The 18,528-nt window shown below is 66.9% G+C and carries 14 protein-coding genes; 4 read left to right on the top strand and 10 right to left on the bottom strand.

Annotation, left to right across the window (positions count from 1 at the left end; translation table 11 throughout):
- Positions 1 to 93: 93 nt before the first annotated feature.
- Complete coding sequence (locus AC1VV3_RS13985) at positions 94 to 888, bottom strand: outer membrane protein assembly factor BamD (protein WP_132261849.1); 795 nt, start codon at positions 886 to 888, stop codon at positions 94 to 96.
- Positions 889 to 1,079: 191 nt separating this feature from the next.
- On the opposite strand from AC1VV3_RS13985, the gene AC1VV3_RS13980 reads away from it, so the two are divergent.
- Entirely contained in the window at positions 1,080 to 2,861 is a 1,782-nt protein-coding gene (locus AC1VV3_RS13980; RefSeq protein WP_132261847.1) for a cation:proton antiporter domain-containing protein, read from the top strand.
- 27 nt (positions 2,862 to 2,888) lie between these two features.
- Here the strand turns inward: AC1VV3_RS13980 and AC1VV3_RS13975 are convergent, their stop codons facing one another.
- The 7 genes from AC1VV3_RS13975 to dapA all read right to left on the bottom strand — a co-directional run bounded on the left by AC1VV3_RS13975 (position 2,889) and on the right by dapA (position 12,809).
- Positions 2,889 to 3,821 carry a glutaminase gene (locus tag AC1VV3_RS13975; RefSeq protein WP_132261845.1) on the bottom strand — a complete coding sequence of 311 codons (933 nt, stop codon included), beginning with the start codon at positions 3,819 to 3,821 and terminating at the stop codon, positions 2,889 to 2,891.
- A gap of 141 nt (positions 3,822 to 3,962) precedes the next feature.
- Positions 3,963 to 6,623: an alanine--tRNA ligase gene (alaS, locus tag AC1VV3_RS13970; protein WP_431568706.1), complete on the bottom strand. Its 2,661-nt coding sequence runs from the start codon at positions 6,621 to 6,623 to the stop codon at positions 3,963 to 3,965.
- A gap of 371 nt (positions 6,624 to 6,994) precedes the next feature.
- Entirely contained in the window at positions 6,995 to 8,071 is a 1,077-nt protein-coding gene (gene recA, locus AC1VV3_RS13965; RefSeq protein WP_132261841.1) for a recombinase RecA, read from the bottom strand.
- Between the two features lie 97 nt (positions 8,072 to 8,168).
- Positions 8,169 to 10,592, bottom strand: coding sequence for a hybrid sensor histidine kinase/response regulator (locus AC1VV3_RS13960; RefSeq protein ID WP_314464255.1), 2,424 nt, complete (start codon positions 10,590 to 10,592; stop codon positions 8,169 to 8,171).
- Positions 10,593 to 10,642: 50 nt separating this feature from the next.
- Positions 10,643 to 11,296: a DUF2062 domain-containing protein gene (locus AC1VV3_RS13955; protein ID WP_132261840.1), complete on the bottom strand. Its 654-nt coding sequence runs from the start codon at positions 11,294 to 11,296 to the stop codon at positions 10,643 to 10,645.
- Positions 11,293 to 11,775, bottom strand: coding sequence for an SsrA-binding protein SmpB (gene smpB, locus AC1VV3_RS13950; RefSeq protein WP_132261838.1), 483 nt, complete (start codon positions 11,773 to 11,775; stop codon positions 11,293 to 11,295). Before smpB ends, AC1VV3_RS13955 begins: the two co-directional genes overlap by 4 nt.
- 152 nt (positions 11,776 to 11,927) lie before the next feature.
- A complete protein-coding gene (dapA, locus tag AC1VV3_RS13945; RefSeq protein ID WP_132261837.1) occupies positions 11,928 to 12,809 on the bottom strand; it encodes a 4-hydroxy-tetrahydrodipicolinate synthase in 882 nt (293 codons plus the stop codon).
- Between the two features lie 80 nt (positions 12,810 to 12,889).
- On the opposite strand from dapA, the gene AC1VV3_RS13940 reads away from it, so the two are divergent.
- A complete protein-coding gene (locus tag AC1VV3_RS13940) occupies positions 12,890 to 14,866 on the top strand; it encodes a lytic transglycosylase domain-containing protein (protein WP_132261835.1) in 1,977 nt (658 codons plus the stop codon).
- Positions 14,867 to 15,065: 199 nt separating this feature from the next.
- On the opposite strand, the gene AC1VV3_RS13935 is transcribed toward AC1VV3_RS13940, so the two are convergent.
- Positions 15,066 to 16,346: a glycoside hydrolase family 27 protein gene (locus AC1VV3_RS13935; RefSeq protein ID WP_431568802.1), complete on the bottom strand. Its 1,281-nt coding sequence runs from the start codon at positions 16,344 to 16,346 to the stop codon at positions 15,066 to 15,068.
- A 241-nt stretch (positions 16,347 to 16,587) separates the two neighbouring features.
- On the opposite strand from AC1VV3_RS13935, the gene greB reads away from it, so the two are divergent.
- On the top strand, positions 16,588 to 17,073 hold the full coding sequence (gene greB, locus AC1VV3_RS13930; RefSeq protein WP_132261832.1) for a transcription elongation factor GreB: 486 nt from the start codon (positions 16,588 to 16,590) through the stop codon (positions 17,071 to 17,073).
- A gap of 44 nt (positions 17,074 to 17,117) precedes the next feature.
- A complete protein-coding gene (locus AC1VV3_RS13925; protein WP_431568705.1) occupies positions 17,118 to 17,594 on the top strand; it encodes a hypothetical protein in 477 nt (158 codons plus the stop codon).
- Positions 17,595 to 17,720: 126 nt separating this feature from the next.
- Here AC1VV3_RS13925 and AC1VV3_RS13920 read toward each other — a convergent pair whose 3' ends face one another.
- On the bottom strand, positions 17,721 to 18,389 hold the full coding sequence (locus AC1VV3_RS13920; protein WP_314463685.1) for an outer membrane protein: 669 nt from the start codon (positions 18,387 to 18,389) through the stop codon (positions 17,721 to 17,723).
- Between the last annotated feature and the right edge of the window lie 139 nt (positions 18,390 to 18,528).

Genomic DNA, 18,528 nt, shown 5'->3' with positions numbered 1-18,528 from the left:
GTCACGCCTCTTCGTGCGCCCGCCTTCCTGCCGGCTCGGCGCAAGCACGGCAGGACTCTCGGGAATGCCGCAAGGGCACCCCCGAGGCAACCGTCAGGTCAGGTTGCTGGGCGCGTTCTTGTTCATCAGCTTGTAGGCGCGTTCGTACCACTTGCTGCTGGGATAGTTGTGTTCGAGCACGGCGGCGGCCTTCTGCGCTTCCTCGGGAACGCCGAGTGCGAGGTAGCCTTCCACCAGGCGGAACAGCGCTTCGGGCGCGTGGCTGGTGGTCTGGAAATTGTCGACCACGTTGCGGAAGCGCAGCGTTGCCGCCAGCCACTTGCCGCTGGCCTCGTAGCCGCGGCCGATGGTCATTTCCTTGCCCGCAAGGTGATCGTTCACGAGGTCGATCTTCAGCTTGGCGTCCGAGGCGTAGGACGTGCCGGGATAGCGGCGCATCACGTCGGTAAGGGCCTGCTTGGCCTGCTCGGTGGTCTTCTGGTCACGCGTCACGTCGCTGATCTGTTCGTAGTAGCAGATCGCGATCAGGTAATAGGCGTAAGGCGCGTCCTTGTTGCCCGGGTGAATCGAGAGGAAGCGCTGCGCCGACTGGATCGACTTGGTATAGTCACGCGAGGCGTAATAGCTGAAGGCGCTCATCAACTGGGCGCGGCGGGCCCAGGGGGAATAAGGGTGCTGGCGCTCGACTTCGTCGAACAGCGCGGCGGCCTGGCGGGTGCGGCCTTGGTTCAGGCGCTCCTGCGCGGCGGCGTAGAGCGTGTCCACGTCGCGGGCGACATAGGCAGTATCCTTGTTGCCACCTCCGCGTCCGGCACATCCGGCAGTCAATACGAGCGCCCCGGTAGCGGCGGCAGCGAGGGCGATCTTGAAGCGCGAACGTTCGAACATGCGCCGGTCTATAGCCAGCGCTTTGCTGAACGCCAAGTGAAGTTGCAGGACGTTACGCACAAGAGCGTTGCGCCGATCCTCTCCCCGTCCAACCCCGGCCCCTCGTGAAGCGGCGTCAATCGCAGAAATACTCGGATTCAGGGCGGTTTGGCGGTTGTGCCGAGCGCCGTCCCTGCCATAGTCGCGGGAACATGGCCGGCACCAACGCACTCTCTTCCCCCGTCATGTCCGACGCGCTCGTGATCCTGGGCGCCGCGGGCATCGTGATTCCCGTCTTCAACCGATTCCGCATCACCCCGGTGATCGGGTTCATCCTGGTCGGCCTGCTGGTCGGCCCGTTCGGTCTCGGCCGGCTGGTCTTCGACCATCCCTGGCTGTCCTGGGTGACCATAACCGACCCGGACGGGCTGGAGATATTCGCCGAGTTCGGCATCATCCTGCTGCTGTTCTCGATCGGGCTGGAGCTGTCCTTCGGCCGATTATGGGCCATGCGGCGCTTCGTCTTCGGGCTGGGCTCGCTCGAACTGATCCTGACCGGCAGCGCCCTCACCTTCTTCTTCGCCGCGATCGGACAGGGCTTTTCGGGTGCCATGGCGCTTGGACTGGCGCTGGCGCTGTCCTCCACGGCGCTGGTGCTGAAGATGACGGACACCACCACCCCGGTCGGCCGCGCCGCCCTGGCGATGCTGCTGTTCGAGGATATCGCCCTCGTCCCCATCATCTTCCTGCTCGGCGCGCTGGCGCCCCATGCCAAGGGCGCGGGCATGGACGAACTGGTCCACACGCTCGTCTGGGGCACGCTGGTGGTCACCGCCCTGCTGGTGCTCGGCCGCTACCTGCTGCCGCCGCTCTTCGCCCAGGCCGCGCGCACCAAGAGCCCGGAGCTGTTCCTGGCCGCCAGCCTGCTGGTGGTGATCCTGGCCTCGCTGGCGACCGGCGCCACCGGCCTCTCCCCCATCGTCGGCGCGCTGGTGGCCGGCCTGCTGATCGCCGAGACCGAATATCACACCGAGGTCGAGCAGATCATCGAGCCGTTCAAGGGCCTTGCCCTCGGCGTGTTCCTGATCACCATCGGCATGAGCATCGACTTGCGCGTCGTGTGGGAGAACCTCGCCTCGATCCTGATCGCCACCGTCGGCGTGATCCTGCTCAAGTCCACGGTCACCGGCCTGCTGCTGCGCATGATGGGCGCCCGGCGGGGCACCGCGACCGAGACCGGCATCCTCATGTCGAGCCCTTCGGAAACGACCCTGATCGTGCTCAGCGCCGCGGGCGCCGCGCAGCTCATCCAGCCCGGCACCGCGATGTTCTGGCAGATCGTCACCGCGCTGGGGCTGACGGTGACGCCGCTGCTCTCCATGATCGGCAAGGTCCTGGCGCGGCAGGTGGACAGTGTGGAAACGCCGCACCAGCCCGCCGAAGCGCCCGACAAGCCCCGCGTCCTCATCATCGGCTTCGGCCGCGTCGGCCGGCTCGTCGCCGACATGCTGGCACGCCACGGCCGTCCCTACCTGGCGGTGGACAGCAATACCGATCTCGTCACCGACGGGCGCCGCCACGGCTACACGGTCGCCTTCGGCGATGCCGGCCGGGGAGACGCCATGCTGCGCTTCGGCGCGGCGGGCGCGGCGGCGGTGATCCTGACCATGGACGAGCCGGTCACCGCCCAGCGCATCGTCCGCAAGCTGCGGGCCGATTTCCCCGAACTGCCGATCATCGCCCGTGCCCGGGACGCCGAACACGCCGCCGTGCTCTACCGCGCCGGTGCCACGCATGCCGTGCCCGAGACGCTCGAAAGTTCGCTGCAGCTCTCCGAAGCCGCGCTGACCGAGATCGGCGTGGCCATGGGCCCCGTCATCGCCTCGATCCACGAAAAACGCGACGAATTCCGCGAGCAGATCATGGAACAGGGCGGGCTTTCCCAAAAGCCGGCGCTCAAGTCGAGCCAGTTGCGAGAGCCTGAGAAGGCCTAGTTCACGGGCCTGCTCGGCGCCGCGGCGTCAACCGGCGCGCGGCTCGAACACGGACCACCCGGTGCGCTGGACAAGCCGCTCCAGCGCCATCTGGCCAAGCTGGGAATTGCCGCTCTCGTTGAGCCCCGGCGACCAGACCGCCATGCTGGCGATCCCGGGCGCAACCGCAAGGATACCGCCGCCCACCCCGGATTTGCCCGGAAGGCCGATCCGGTAGGCGAAGTCGCCCGAGTTGTCGTAATGGCCGCAGGACATCATCAATGCGTTTATGCGCCTGGCCCGCTTCTCGCTGATCACGCGGTGCCCGTCCGACCGGCCGCCGTTCATCAGGTAGCGCCCCGCCAGCGCCAGTTGCCGGCAGCTCATGGTCAGCGCGCAGAAATGGAAATAAGTGCCCAGCACGCGTTCCACCTCGCCCCGGACATTGCCGAAGGCCCGCATGTAATTGGCCAGCGCGCGGTTGCGGAAACCCGTGGCACTCTCCGCCGCCGCCACGACTTCGTCGATGGCGATGGTATCGTCACCCGCCAGTTCGCGCACGAAGCGCAGCAACTGCCCGATCGCCTCGCGCGGCTCCAGGCGGCCGAGCAGCACGTCGGTCACGACGATGGCCCCGGCATTGATGAAAGGGTTGCGCGGAATGCCGTGCTCGGTTTCGAGCTGCACGATCGAGTTGAAGGCGCTGCCCGAAGGCTCGCGGCCCACGCGCTCCCAGAGCTGATCGCCCACGGCGCCAAGCGCCAGGGTAAGCGCGAAGACCTTGGAAATCGACTGGATCGAGAACGGCTCGTCGGCATCGCCCGCGACGTGGACGGCGCCGTCCGCCATGACCACCGCCAGCCCGAACTTGTCGAGCGGCACCTGGGCCAGCGGCGGGATATAGTCGGCGACCGCACCGCGGCTGCCGACTTCGCGCATTTCTTCCGCCACTTCGGTGACGATGGCGGCAATCGGCGACATTGATGCCCCTTCCCCGTCTTCCCGGACCAGACCCGGGACCGCTGGCCGTGAACGGCCCACCTCTTGGCAGGGCGCCCTGCCCAAAGCTATCGCCTCGGGAATTGCCGGCGGTCCCGGATCAAGTCCGGGACGACGCGCGAATTACCCCGCCAGTACGGCCTTCACCGCGGCGATGGCATCGGCAGCCTTGTCGCCGTCCGGACCGCCGCCCTGGGCCATGTCGGCGCGGCCGCCGCCGCCCTTGCCGCCCAGCGTCTCCACGCCCTTGCGGACGAGATCGACGGCGCTGATCGTGCCCATCAGGTCTTCGGTCACGGCCGCCGCGATCGAGGCCTTGCCCTCGTTCACCGCGACGATCGCGGCCACGCCCGAACCCATGCGCTGCTTCGCTTGATCGAGCAGTCCGCGCAGTTCCTTGGGATCGAGGCCTTCGAGGACCTGGCCCGAGAACTTCACGCCGCCCACTTCCTCGTCGGCCGCCTCGGACTTGGCACCGCCGCCGCCAAGGGCGAGCGCCTTCTTCGCTTCGGCCAGCTCGCGCTCCAGCTTGCGGCGCTCGTCGAGCAGCGCGGCCACGCGGGCCTCGACGTCTTCCGGCGTGGTGCGCAGCGCGCTGGCCGCAGCCTTGAGGGCTTCCTCGCGGGCCACGAGCCACTGGCGCGCACCTTCGCCGGTCAGCGCCTCGATACGGCGAACGCCCGAGGAGACCGCGCTTTCCGACACGATGCGGAACACGCCGATGTCGCCGGTGGCGCGCACATGGGTGCCGCCGCAAAGCTCGACCGAATAGTTGCGCTCGCCCGCTTCCGTCTTGGCGCTGCGGCCCATCGAGAGCACACGCACTTCATCGCCGTACTTCTCGCCGAACAGCGCCATGGCACCCGCTTCGATCGCATCGTCGGGCGTCATCAGGCGGGTGAGCACGGGATCGTTGGCGCGGATTTCCGCGTTCACTTCGGCTTCGATCGCCGCAATGTCCTCGGCGTCGAGCGCCTTGGGGTGCGAGAAGTCGAAGCGCAGGCGCTCGGCGGCGACCAGCGAGCCCTTCTGGGTGACGTGATCGCCCAGGCGGTTACGCAGCGCGGCATGCAGCAAGTGCGTGGCCGAGTGGTTGGCGCGCACGGCATCGCGGCGCTCGACATCGACCGTGAGGTTGACGGCATCGCCCACCTTGATCGTGCCGGCTTCCACCGTGCCGCTCATGGCGTGGAGACGGCCGAGCGGCTTTGCGGTGTCGACGATGGCGATCTTCAGGCCGCCGGCGCCGGCAATCGTGCCGCGATCGCCTTCCTGGCCGCCCGATTCGCCGTAGAACGGCGTCTGGTTGGTCAGCACGACCACCTGCTCGCCGGCGGTGGCCGACTGGACTTCCTTGCCGTCCTTCACCAGGGCGACGACCTGGCCTTCGCCGGTGGTCGAGGCATAGCCGGTGAACTCGCTGGCGCCTTCGCGCTCGGCGATGTCGAACCAGACTTCGCTGTCCGCAGCCTGGCCCGAACCCTTCCACGCGGCGCGGGCGGCGGCTTTCTGCTGGGCCATGGCGGCATCGAAGCCGGCACGGTCCACGGCGATGCCGCGCGAACGCAGGGCGTCCTCGGTGAGGTCGTAAGGGAAGCCGAAGGTGTCGTAGAGCTTGAACGCGGTCTCGCCGGGCAGTTCGCCGCCCTCGCCCATGTCGCCGGTCGCTTCGTCCAGCAGCTTGAGGCCGTTGGCGAGGGTGCGGCGGAACTGCACTTCCTCGCGCTCCAGCGTTTCCTCGATCAGCGGCTGCGCGCGGCCGAGTTCCGGATAGGCCTGGCCCATCTCGGCCACGAGGGCCGGCACCAGGCGGTGCATCAACGGATCGCGGGCGCCGAGCAGGTGCGCGTGGCGCATGGCGCGGCGCATGATGCGGCGCAGGACATAGCCGCGGCCCTCGTTCGAGGGCAGCACGCCGTCCGCCAACAGGAAGCTGGTCGAGCGCAAGTGGTCGGCAATCACGCGGTGGCTGGCGCGCTGCTCGCCCTCGGCGGCGACGCCGGTGAGGCTTTCGGAAGCGGCGATCAGGGCCTTGAAAGTGTCGATGTCGTAGTTGTCATGCACGCCCTGCATGACCGCAGAAATGCGTTCGAGGCCCATGCCGGTGTCGATCGAGGGCTTGGGCAGGTTGCCGACGATTTCGCCGGCCGACTGCTCGAACTGCATGAACACGAGGTTCCAGATCTCGATGAAGCGGTCGCCGTCTTCTTCCGGCGATCCCGGCGGGCCGCCCCAGATGTGGTCGCCGTGGTCGAAGAAGATTTCCGAGCACGGACCGCAGGGGCCTTCGTCGCCCATCGCCCAGAAGTTGTCCTTCGTGGGGATGCGGATGATCTTCGATTCCGGCAGGCCGGCGATCTTCTTCCAGAGATCGAAGGCTTCGTCGTCGGTGTGGTAGACGGTGACCAACAGCTTATCGACCGGGAGGCCCCATTCCTTGGTCAGCAGGGTCCAGGCGTGCGTGATCGCCTGTTCCTTGAAGTAGTCGCCGAAGGAGAAATTCCCCAGCATCTCGAAGAAGGTATGGTGGCGCGCGGTGTAGCCGACATTGTCGAGGTCGTTGTGCTTGCCGCCGGCGCGAACGCACTTCTGCGAGGACGTGGCGCGCGGCGCGAAGGGCGTTTCAAGACCCGTGAACACGTTCTTGAACGGCACCATGCCGGCGTTCACGAACATCAGCGTCGGATCGTTGTAAGGAACGAGCGGCGCGGACTGAACGGCCTCGTGACCATTGCTGGCGAAATAGTCGAGGAAGGACCGGCGGATTTCGTTGGTCGTGTGCATGACCCGCGCCGATAATCCAGCGAAGCGGCGGCGGCAAGCGGCTTGCTGCGGTCAGACTGTTCGGTTCTCGCGATAAGCGGCAGCCACTTTGGCGGTGTTGCAAGCGTGCCACGGGTTTTGGCTGCTTCTCGTCCCGGACTTGATCGGAGATCGCCGGCAGTCCTTGAGGCGCGCGTTAGCGCCAGGGCGCCTTGCCGTGCGGTGGGCTGCTCATGGCCAGCGGTCCCGGATCAAGTCCGGGAAGGCGGGTTCCCTATGTAGGGCCTTAAAACAAAAACCCCGGCGCGATGGCCGGGGTTTTCTTCGTTCTGCGGGGACACGCAGATTTATTCGGCCCGGATTTGTTCGGCCCAGACTTACTCTGCCCAGACTTACTCCGCGTCGTCTTCCGCCGAGGGGCCGACCATCATTTCTTCGGCAAGGCCTGCGGTCTGCGCGCGGATGGCCTTTTCGAGGCGGTCGGCGACCTCGGTGTTTTCCTTCAGGTAGTTCTTCGCGTTCTCGCGGCCCTGGCCGATGCGGATCGAATCGTAGCTGAACCAGGCGCCCGACTTCTCGACGATGCCGGCCTTGACGCCGAGATCGAGGATTTCGCCGATTTTGGAGATGCCCTCACCGTACATGATGTCGAATTCGACCTGCTTGAACGGCGGCGCGACCTTGTTCTTCACGACCTTCACGCGGGTGGCGTTGCCGACGATATCGTCGCGGTCCTTGATCTGGCCGGTACGGCGGATGTCGAGACGGACCGAGGCGTAGAACTTGAGCGCATTGCCGCCCGTGGTCGTTTCCGGGTTACCGTACATGACGCCGATCTTCATGCGCAGCTGGTTGATGAAGATCACCATGCAGCGCGAGCGGCTGATCGAGCCGGTCAGCTTGCGGAGCGACTGGCTCATCAGGCGAGCCTGGAGGCCCACGTGGCTGTCGCCCATCTCGCCCTCGATTTCCGCGCGGGGGACCAGCGCGGCAACCGAGTCGACCACCAGCACGTCAATCGCGTTCGAACGGACCAGGGTGTCCGTGATTTCGAGCGCCTGTTCGCCGGTATCGGGCTGCGAGACGATCAGTTCATCGATGTTGACGCCCAGCTTCTTGGCATAGACCGGATCGAGCGCGTGCTCGGCATCGATGAAAGCGGCGGTGCCGCCCGACTTCTGCGCTTCGGCAATGACATGAAGGGCGAGCGTGGTCTTGCCCGAGCTTTCCGGCCCGTAGACTTCGATCACGCGGCCGCGCGGAAGACCACCGACCCCCAGCGCGATGTCCAGTCCCAGCGAGCCGGTGGAGATCGCTTCGACCTGCATCGCCTCCTTGGAACCCAGCTTCATCGCGGAGCCCTTGCCGAACGCCTTGTCGATCTGCGCAAGCGCGGCTTCGAGCGCCTTCTGACGGTCCATGTTGTCCTTTTCCTTGCCTTCCTGGATCAGCTTGAGCTGAGCAGCCATGTCACTTCCCCTTTGCTACCGGCCTGACCGGAAAGGTCAACGTCGCGGGGATCTATGTATCGCCTTTGTTCTCATGGAACAAGAGGGGAACGTCGGCTTATTTCCTATTTTTAACGCCGCCTGCCGTGCGTGCGAGAACATCCCCGACTTTTTCGGAGAGCTGCTGCACCGAGAACGGTTTGGGCATGAACCAGGCATTGGCGATGCCGATTTCCTTGCGCAGCTGCTCCTCGGCATAGCCGGACATGAACAGCACCGGCAGGTCCGGCGCGATGCGGCGGATCTCGCGCGCCATGGCCGGGCCGTCGAGCGAGGGCATCACCACATCGGAGACGACGAGATCAAACCGGCCGCCTTCCTCCACCAGTTCGAGGCCTTCCTCGCCGTCGCGGGCGCAGGTCACTTCATAACCCTGCCGCGTCAGCGCGCGTTCGGCGACGATGCGGACGGGATCCTCGTCTTCCACCAGCAGGATCGCGCCGCCCCCGGCCCACTGGCTCGGCTCGGCCTCCGGCTCTTCCACCGGCGAGGGCTCGGGCGCCGCGCCCGGCGCGACGTGATGAACCGGTAGGTAGACCACGAAGCGGGTGCCCCGCCCCGGCTCGCTTTCCGCGAAGATGAACCCGCCGGACTGCTTGACGATGCCGTAGACGGTGGAAAGGCCGAGGCCGGTGCCCTTGCCCTGCTCCTTGGTCGTGAAGAACGGCTCGAAGATCTTGCCGAGATGCTCGGGAGGGATACCGCCGCCCGTGTCTTCCACGAAGAGCGCGGTATAATCACCGGCGGGAATGATCTCGCTGCGCATGGCCCGCACGTCCGTGTTGCTGATGCGGCGGGTCGCGAGCGTCAGGATGCCCGCGCCGTCGCCCTTCATCTGCATCGCATCGCGCGCGTTCACGGCGAGATTGACGATCACCTGCTCCAGCTGCGTCGGGTCGGCGCGAACCGGCCCGAGATCGCGGTCGTGACTGACGACGAGCTGGATCTTTTCACCGATCAGGCGGCGCAGCATCTGCGATACGTCCGCCACCACGTCGGGAAGCTGGAGCACTTCGGGGCGCAGCGTCTGCTGGCGCGAAAACGCCAGAAGCTGGCGCGTCAGCGAGGCGGCGCGGTTCGAATTGGCGCGGATCTGCTGGATGTCATCATAGTCGGAATCCCCCGGCGTATGGCGCATCAGCATGAGGTCGCAGGTGCCCAGGATGGCCGTGAGCACATTGTTGAAATCGTGCGCGACGCCGCCGGCGAGCTGGCCCACGGCCTGCATCTTCGTCGCCTGCGCGACCTGGCGCTTGAGGCGGGTTTCCTCAGACGTGTCGGTCAGCCCGAGAAGCACGGCCGCCTCGCCAAGCCCGCGAACACCGGCAAGGCTGAGGGAAACCGGGTCGTCCGGCTGCGCGGTCAGGCGCACGGCGATGTCGCCGGCAGCGGCGGGGCCCTGCGCGAAACGGCGGATCGCTTCCGAGAGCGCGCGCTTGTCGTCCCGCACCACCAGGTCTGTCGGGTAGCTTGGCGGATGCTGGCCTTCCTGCCCGGCGGCGCGCATGAAAGCCGGGTTGGCGAAGAGCAAGCGTCCATCGCGGTCGGCCATGGCAAGGCCGAGCGGCAACTGGCTGAGCAGCGCTTCCAGATGCGGCGCGGCCGTGCCCCCGCCGCCGCCCGCACCGATGCCCTGCCCAGCCTCCACCACCAGCATCAGCGACGGCGTGACGTTGGGATCGGGCTCGACCGGCGATTCGGGGTCGGCAATGGGAACGTGATAAAGCACCAGCGGACCGCCGCGCCCCGCATCGCGCGCCCAGCCGATCCTTTCGCCTTCTTCCTGGCTGATCAGCGAAACGAAATCGAGCCCGGTCATGTCCGAGAGGGCATCGCCCGTCGCGCGCTGGGAAAAGCCGGCGCTGGCGGCCCGGATCATGCCGTCGGGATCGACCACGGCCGCGGAAATGCCTGCCCGCGCCAGGCCCTTGCCGAGCCGGCCGTCGACCTGCCGCACCAGTTCCCCCACGAGATCGACCGCGCTGACGGGCTGGATGCGCCAGACCAGGAAGTCGTCCCCCCGGCCCGAGCGCTGGATTTCCACCCGCCAGTCCGCGGCGGTATCGCCTTCGGTGCGCACTTCGGCGCGGGCATGGCCATCGCGCCAGGCCGCGCGCACGGCATCGGTGAGGCGCTCCATCGCGGCATCGTCGACCGGTAGGCGCGGCGGCGGGTTGGCGGTGCCAAACCAGAGTTCGAAGCTGCCATTGGCGCAGGCCAGGCGGCCGGCGCGATCGGTGACGGCAATGGCCGTATCGGTCCGGTCGATCGCGGCGACGGTGACTGACCAGTCAGGCTGCGCGAATTCGATATCGGACGCTTCGGGCCGACGATTGGCGATCATCCAGGCCAGACCGGCGAAGACCAGCAACGTGCCCGTGAGCACGGCGACCAGCAGGCCGTCCCCGCTCACCAGCCAGACCAGCGCGGCGCTTGCCACAAGCGCCAGGCCGACGACGGCGGTGTCCGAAAGGCCGCCCATCCGGTTCCGGCTGACGGCCTGCGTAACGCCCGACCGCTGCTGGCCTGCCTTCATGCAATTCCTTCCGTGTCGCCGGTCTTTACCGAAGCCTTCGCCGCAGGCGTCGAGGAGGCGGCCAGGGATATGGAGGCGGCCTCGTTCTCGGCATGGCGGAACAGCGCGCGGTGGCGGCGGGCGCGGTGCTTGCGGCCGATCCAGTAGCGCCAGAACCACATGGTGAGGAAATAGCTCAGGAAAGCGGCGACGATCGACTGGATGAACAGACCGATGAGAACGGCCGGCGCCGTGTCGGACAGCAGCCAGCTGCGCCACTGGGCCAGGCCCGCGCCTTCGCGCACCATCGCCTCCACCGTGGCGATGTCGGCGTGATAGCCGAAGCTGTTTCCGATCGCGACCGCAAGCGGCAGGATGATGAGCAGCGTCGTCACCGGGTTGCTGATGAAGGTGACGGCCGCCGCGAGCGGGATATTCCCGCGGAACGGCACGCACATGAGCGCCGCGCCGACGATCTGGACACCGGGAATGAGAGCGAAGATCCCGATGAACATGCCCACGGCCACGCCGCGCGGCACCGAGCGGCGGGTGAAGCGGAACAGTTCCGGGCGGCGGGTGAACGGCGCGGTGAAGCGATTCGCCTCCAGCTGTGCATGCGTGGGCATCTGGCCGTGCAGCCAGGCCCCCAGGCGGTGCAGCAGGTCGCTCACTTGTGTTCGCGCAGGATGCGGCCCTGCTCCCGCTTCCAGTCGCGTTCCTTGATCGTGTGGCGCTTGTCCGCCGCGTTCTTGCCCTTGGCCAGCGCCAGTTCGACTTTGGCGCGGCCCCGGCCGTTGAAGTAGATCGAGAGCGGCACCAGCGTCATGCCCTTGCGCTCCACCGAACCCTGCAGGCGCGAGAGTTCCCGTTCATGCAGAAGCAGCTTGCGCGGGCGCTTGGGGACGTGATTGTAGCGATTGCCGTGGCTGAATTCGGGCACGTTGGAGTTCACCAGCCAGCACTCGCCGTTCTTGATCTCGGCGTAGGATTCCGCGATCGAGCCTTCGCCGAACCGCAGCGATTTCACTTCCGTGCCGGTCAGCGCGATGCCGGCCTCGAAAGTTTCCTCGATGTAGTACTCGAATCGCGCCTTGCGGTTTTCCGCGACGCTCTTGTGCTTGTCGAATGTCGTGTGCTGCGGGCGTGCCATGATGACCCGGCATGTAGGGATTGGCGCGGGAAAAGGAAACGCCCCTTTGCGTCATTTCGTCCTGCGGCGATGGATAGTCGGCCGTCGCTGGATCGGGAGCACGAACGGCGCCGTCGTCCCGGACATGATCCGGGAGGACGGCGCCTTGTCGCTCAGACCAGTCCGGCGTGGGCCAGGGCTTCGTCCACGGCGGTGCGGGCCTTGTCGCTGCAGGGGACGAGCGGGAGGCGCAGTTCGTTTTCGATCCAGTCGTGGACCTGGGCCAGCGCGTACTTGCACGGTCCCGGCGAGCTGTCCTCGAACATGGCGTAGTGCAGCGGATAGAGCAGGTCGTTCAGGCGGCGCGCTTCTTCCAGGTCGTTGGCGGCGCAGGCCGCCTGGAATTCGGCGCAGAGCTTCGGCGCGACGTTGGCGGTCACCGAGATGCAGCCCACGCCGCCTGCCGCGTTGAACGGCAGCGCGAGTTCGTCGTCACCGCAGAGCTGCACGAAGTGCTTGCCGATGCCCATGCGGTGATCGGTGACGCGGCTGAGATCGCCGCTGGCATCCTTGATGGCGATGAAGCGGTCCGGGAAGCGGCGCGCCAGTTCGCAGACGGTTTCCGGCAGCAGGTCGGTGACGGTGCGGCCGGGCACGTTGTAGAGCACGATCGGCAGGTCGTTGTTTTCGGCCAGATACGTGAAATGGGCCAGCAACCCTTCCTGGCTTGGCCGGTTGTAGTACGGCGCCACCAGCAGCGCCGCCGAGGCGCCGCACTTCTTGGAGAAATTCATGTGCAGCAGCGCGTTCATCGTATCGTTGCTGCCGCAGCCCGCGATCACCGGCACCCGGCCGGCGGCCTGCTCCACGCAGAGTTCGATGACGCGATGGTGCTCGGCATTCGAAAGCGTTGAATTCTCGCCGGTCGTACCGCAGGGCACGAGGGCCGAAGAACCCGCTTCTATCTGCCAGTCCACGAGTCGCCGAAAAGCCTGCTCATCGAACGCTCCGTCGCGAAACGGTGTAACAAGCGCAGGAATGGAACCCGAGAACATGGACTTTACCTCACCTGATGTTCATTGATCGAGCCCGACGGACCCGATGTTCAGCGCCTGATAAGGAGCCTTTTCCCAAAATGTCCAGCATGCAGCGTGTCGCCCCCCTCGTCCTGCTTGCTTCGACCGCCGCATTCGGCATCGCCATCGGCAGCCCCGCAGCCGCGCAAGACGGCCGCGAATGGGACCTTGCCAAGGCTCAGGCGATGCAGTCGCACGACATGGCGGTTCACCAGTCGATCGACCGCTGGCGCCAGCTCTCTGCGTCGGACAGCTTCGATTTCGGCAGCTATTCCGGCTTCCTGCTGACTTATCCCGGTTATCCGCAGGCGGACAAGATTCGCGTTTCGGCCGAACGTGCGCTGCTGAACCAGTCGCCCGACGCCAATTCGGTGGTCTCGTTCTTCACCCGCTATCCGCCGCTGTCGAACCAGGCCGCCGGGCGCTACGCCGTGGCGCTGACCACGCTGCGCCGCCCCGATGCGCAGCAGCGTGCACTGGCCGCCTGGCGCGGCGGCACGCTGGCGCCGAACGACGAAGCACTGATTCTCGCCACCTACCGCGGCATGCTGACCCCGGCCGACCATGACATCCGCATGGACCGGCTGCTGTGGCAAGGCGAAACCTCGCAGGCGGAGCGGCAGGTTTCCTTCGTGTCGGCCGAGCGGCGCGCCCTGTTCATGGAGCGGCTGGCGATGTTGCAGGGCTCGCCCCCGGGCACGCTGGGCCTCGTGCTGACGCCGCAGATGAACGCCGATGCCGGCTATATCTACAGCCGCGCGGTCCAGGCACGGAAGAGCGGCAATCTGCCCGGCGAAATCGCCCTGCTCTCGAATCGCCCCACGCTGACCGCGCCGGTCCCCGAGCCGGAAAAGTGGGTGCGCGAACTGCTCACCGCCGCCAAGGGCGCGGGTGCCGATTCGGCGGTGCGCATCGCCGCCAGCATCGACGACGCCTTCGCGCCCGGCACTGACATCAGCCAGCTCTCCTTCCGCCTGCGCGACGACTATACGACGCTGGTCTGGCTGGGCGGCACCAAAGCCCTGTGGCAACTGGGCGACGCGCGCCGCGCAGCGCCGCTGTTCTATCGCTACGGCGCCGCGGCGCAGACGCCCGGCACCCGGTCCAAGGGCTTCTACTGGGCCGGCCGCGCCCTGGCCCGCGCCGGAGACACCGCCGGCGCCAACCGCTATTTCCAGATGGCCGCGGCCTATCCGCACTACTTCTACGGCCAGCTCGCGCTCGAACGGCTGGGCCGCCCCCTGCCCGACCTCGACACCCGCCCCCGCGCGGTGCCGACCCAGGCCGAGCGCTCCGCCTTCTTCGCCAAGCCGCTGACGAATGCCGTGCGCGATGTCGCCCGCGACGGCGACTGGCGTACGACGGTGCAGTTCTTCCGCGAAATCTCGGACCAGGCGCAGAGCGAATCCGACCATGTGCTCGTGGCCGAACTGGCGCGGCAGATCGGCCGCCGCGACCTTGCCGTCATCCTCGGCCAGAGCGCGCACGGCGACGGCTACCAGGACTTCGGCCAGATCGCCTACCCCCTGATCCCGATGCCGCCCGGCGCCGACTTCGCCATGGCGCATGCCCTCACCCGGCAGGAGAGCCAGTTCGCCCAGAACGCGCTGAGCCATGCCGGTGCGCGCGGCCTGATGCAGCTCATGCCCGCCACGGCGCGCGAGCAGGCAGGCAAGCTCGGCATGGCCTATGATGAGAGCGCCCTGATCAACGACGCCAGCTACAACATCCGCCTCGGCGATGCCTACTTCACCCGCATGCGCAATTACTTCGGCGGTTCGCTTCCGCTGGCGGTAGGCGCCTACAACGCGGGCGCGGGCAATGTGAACAAGTGGCTGCGCGCCAACGGCGATCCCCGCACCGGCGCGGTGGACTGGATCGACTGGCTGGAACAGATCCCGATCTACGAGACCAAGAACTACATCCAGCGCGTGCTGGAAAACGCCGTGGTCTACGAATCGATGTACCCGAAGGAGTCGGGTTATCGCGGGAACACGCCGCTTACGCAGCTGATCGGGAAGCGCAGTCCGGGGTAAAGGTCAAGGGAAGAAGCAGGGGAGCATAGCCCCCCTGCACCCCCATTACTGTCGAGGTCACGCGGACCAACCGCGTCGTGCGCCCATGGTCGCAGCGGGAGACTTATTGGCTGCGCCGCAGGGAGCGCACTACGGATAGGTGGCGCGCGGCGCCGACATTCCGAGGGTCCGGGGGATCATCCCCCGGGTCTTCCTCTTCTTAAATACCCTTCACCCTGAACAACCCCGCCCCGTGCGAAGCAAGCCGCGCCGAAACCCGCCCTTCGACCGGGGCAAGATCCTTGCCCTCCCACAAGTCCCGCACCGAAGCCTTCGCGCCCAAACCAAGCAGCGAAAGCGGAACACTTACGTCGCGCTCCTTGTCCGACACATTGAACAGCGCCACGTAGCGATCCTCGCTACCCTCGGCGCGCGCTGTCCAGACCTTGGTGCCGTCGTCGAGGAACAGCGGCGTATTGTCGGTGCTCGCCTGGTTCACCGCCAGCACTTCGCGGTTGGTGAGCAGCGCCAGCGTGGGCGCGTCGAGGTGGCGCAAGTCGCCGCCCATGATCAGCGGCGAGCGGGCGATCGACCAGAGCGTCATCAGCGTGCGCTGCTCGTCCGGGGTGAAGCGGGTATCGCGGTCGCCCAGGGCGAGGCGGCCGAGCGGCAGCATGTCGGCATCGGGCCAGGAGCCGGGACCGCGGAACGGCGTCCAGTTCTCCAGGCGGGTGAACTGCGCGTAGAGCTGCGCCCATTCGTCCCAGAAGTCGTCGGAGATGCGCCACATCTGCGCGTGCTGGCGAACGTGGGCGCCGCGCAGGACGGGGGTTTCGCCCGGCGAGAGGCTGAGCACGATGGGGCGGCCGCAGCGGGCGATGGCCTTGGCGGCCGCCTCGATCTCGGGCGCGTGTGCATCGTAGGGGCGGCTCATGTCGTCCATCTTGACGAAATCGACGCCCCACGAGGCATAGAGCTTGAAAATGCTGTCGTAGTAGTCCTGAGCGCCCGGCTTGCTCATGTCGACACCGTACATGTCCGGGTTCCACGAGCAGATGCTGGAGGTGTCGGCAATGTCCTGCGCGCGCAGCTTGGTGCCGAGCACCGGGAGGTTGAGCTTCACGGCGTGGCGCGGGATGCCGCGCATGACGTGGATGCCGAACTTCATGCCCATGGCGTGGACCTTGGCGGCGAGCGGCGTGAAGCCCTTGCCTCCCTTGGACGAGGGGAAGCGGTTGGGCGCGGGGATCATCCGGCCGTTGGCGTCCAGCGCCGGCACCGGGTTGGCGTTGTAGGTGTAGCTCTTGGCATCCGGTTCATACCACTGGATGTCGACGGTGAAGACATCGTAGCCGAAGGGCAGCAGCTTCTCGCGCATGATCGCGGCGGTTTCGAGGGCCTGTGCCTCGGTGATGGTGCCGGCGAAGCTGTTCCAGCTGTTCCAGCCCATCGGCGGGCGCGGCGCGAGCGCAGCGCCCGGTGCGGGCGCCAGGCCGGGCATCGGCGCGGCAGCGCCGACGACTGCCGGGCTTCCGGCCTCGGCTCCGGCCCTCGCGGCCAGCCCGAGCAACGGTGCGGAAGCGGCAGCGAACAGTGCGGCGCGGCGTGAAATGTCCATGACTATCCTCAAATCCCGTTAGATATTGCTCGCTCTTTTGTCGGACTAATAGGCGGCGCGCAAGCCGGTGACGAAGCGGATCAGGGACTTGGCCGGACCGGCAATGCTTTATAAGGATCGGGTCATGAAACCCGCCGGTCCTCCGATCTCGCCTTCAGGCATGGCCGCGCTGCGCGCCCGCTACGACCATCTGCTGGGCAAGGAGCGCCCGGAAATCGTCGAGATCGTGTCCTGGGCCGCGGGCAACGGCGACCGCTCCGAGAACGGCGACTACCTCTACGGCCGCAAGCGCATGCGCGAGATCGACCGCGAACTGGGCTATCTCGCCCGCCGCATGAAGGCACTGCGCGTGGTCGACCCGCGCGAGCAGACCGAGCGCGGCAAAGTGTTCTTCGGCGCCACGGTGACCCTCGCCGACGAGGACGACCTCCAGATGACCGTGACCATCGTCGGCGACGACGAGCAGGACGCCTCGAAAGGCCTGATCGGCTGGAGCGCCCCCATCACCCGCGCCCTGCGCGGCGCGGCCGTGGGAGACCTCCGCATGGTCCGCCTGCCATCGGGCGAGAAGGAATGGGAAGTGCTGGAGATCGGGTACCCGGCCCCGTGACGTCGCGATTGCGTGGGACTGCGCTGAACGTGGCGGCTCTGGCGATGGCAGGCCTCGCCCTGACGCTCTCGCCCGCGCCGGCACTCGCCCGGGAAAGCCTTGGGATCTACGCCGGCTGGGGCGCGTTCCGCGATCCGGTGATACCGCGGTGCTATGCCATCGCCATGGCCGAACCCAATGCTGCGGCGCGGGAGTACCAGCCTTTCGCGGCGGTCGGCACCTGGCCCCGGCGCGGGGCGCGCGGGCAAGTCCATTTCCGGCTGTCCCGGCGGATCGCGCAGGGCGCGCAAGTGACGCTGTCGCTCGGCGGGGAGCGCTTCGTGCTGACGGCCGGTGAAGGCGATGCCTGGGGGCGGGACGAGAAGGACAATGCCGCCATCGTCGCGGCCATGCGCTCGGCGCCGCGCATGACCGTGACGGCGCGCGACCGCCAGGGCCACCGCTTCGTCAATGCCTGGGCGCTCTCCGGCGCCGCTTCGGCCATGGACGCGGCGCTGATCGGCTGCGCGAAGCTGCAATAAGGGCGGTATGTCCGGGCTTTCCGCCCGGCTGTCCGCACTGACGGAAACCGGCCGCGCAACGGAAACGCGCCACGGAAAAGGGCGGGAACTCTCGCTCCCGCCCTCCCCCTGCAATCGCGTGTCGCCTTAGAAGCGGACGCCGACGCCGGCCATGACCTGGTGACGGTCGAGGTCCAGGTCGAAGCGCTGGCCGTCCGCGATGTCGCCGGTGTAGTCCATCTCGCCCTTCTCGTAGTTCGAATAGCGATATTCGAGCTTCACGAAGGCATTGTTGGTGATCGCCTGCTCGACACCGGCGCCGATGCGCCAGCCGTCGGCATCGATGTCGCGGTTGGTTTCCACGGTGCCGAACGTGCTGCGCACGTCGAACTTGGCGTTGGTGTAGCCGCCCTTGGCGTAGACCATCGTGGTCGGCGTGACGACATAGCCCACGCGCGCGCCGACATAGAGATCGCGGTTGGTCTTGACGTTGCCGAGGCCGAAGCCTTCGAAATCGCCATCGTCGAATTTGGTCTTGGCGGTCGACCAGGTCACTTCGGCTTCGGGACCGAAGACGAGGTTGCCCGACCGGAAGTCATAACCGGCGCCGACGCCATAGGCGAAGCCGTCGATCGACTGGTCGTTGTCGACATTGGCGTCGTCGTCGACGCTGCTGCCGGCCTTGGTCACGTCGTAACCGGCCAGCGCCTCGACGTGGAAGCCTTCGAAGGGCTGGGCCGGGCCGGTGTCCTGCGCCATGGCGGGGACGGAAGCGATAGCGGTGCCGAGGGCGAGGCAGGCGAGAATCTTCTTCATGGGATGCTCCATTCGTTGTTTTTTCCGACGGGCATCCGTTGGCGGCGACCGGCCCGTCTGGACTGGTCAAATGATCGTCATACGGGAGGAGTTTCCTGAACCTAACACAACGAAATTGCTGATGTTTTTGTGTCACACT

This window comes from Novosphingobium sp. BL-S-34 (assembly GCF_056857015.1).
Note: the sequence above shows the minus strand (reverse complement) of the source record. Positions and strands in the feature narration are given on the sequence as shown.